Raw genomic sequence first — 616 nt, forward strand, 5'->3', positions numbered from 1 at the left:
TCCAACAAGTACCAAATTATCAATACCCTTATAACGTTCGATAATTTCATGAGACAAACGTGTTAAAGCGCGGCCAATTTCTTTTTCATTCATAATCACTTTTACCATGGTATGACCTCCATTATTTGCTTAAGTAAGAAAAAAGACTACTTCCCTACTTGCGTGCGCAAAAAGAAGTAGTCTTTCCCCATTCGGTTAAAAACTAGACGTGTCATGCCTTCTTCGTCTCTCTGGACGCAAGTTAAAGGTTTTCATATATTTCTCATTATTATAACGCACCTAACAAAAAAATCAAGAGTTATTCAATGGGTGCGAGAAATAGTGCCGTTTTCATTATCCAAAGTACCACAAAAGGTGTAGCGTTTTAGCTACACCTTTTGTCAATTATTAAATCGCATTTTCTTCAAACAACATAGCAAATTGTCCTAATGAAATGACATTTGTATCTGTAAAGTAATCCATGAAATTTTGACGCTTGTTTGAGAAGACAACCATCAAACCTAAAAACGGAATTGTCGTTAAAATCAATTTCCCTAAACCTTCACGAAGTAAACATGTCATAAAGGATAATTTGTATTGCTTGTTGGTTACAACTTGAAGGCCTAGTAACCCTTTT

1 protein-coding gene is annotated in these 616 nt (G+C 34.7%); it reads right to left on the minus strand.

The features are described 5' to 3' along the window. Nucleotides 1-387: 387 nt before the first annotated feature. Nucleotides 388-616: RDD family protein (locus tag ACRCJ0_RS18360; RefSeq protein WP_431391586.1), on the minus strand; the 229-nt coding region annotated here is incomplete at its 5' end.

It is taken from the genome of Aerococcus sp. L_32 (assembly GCF_050689315.1).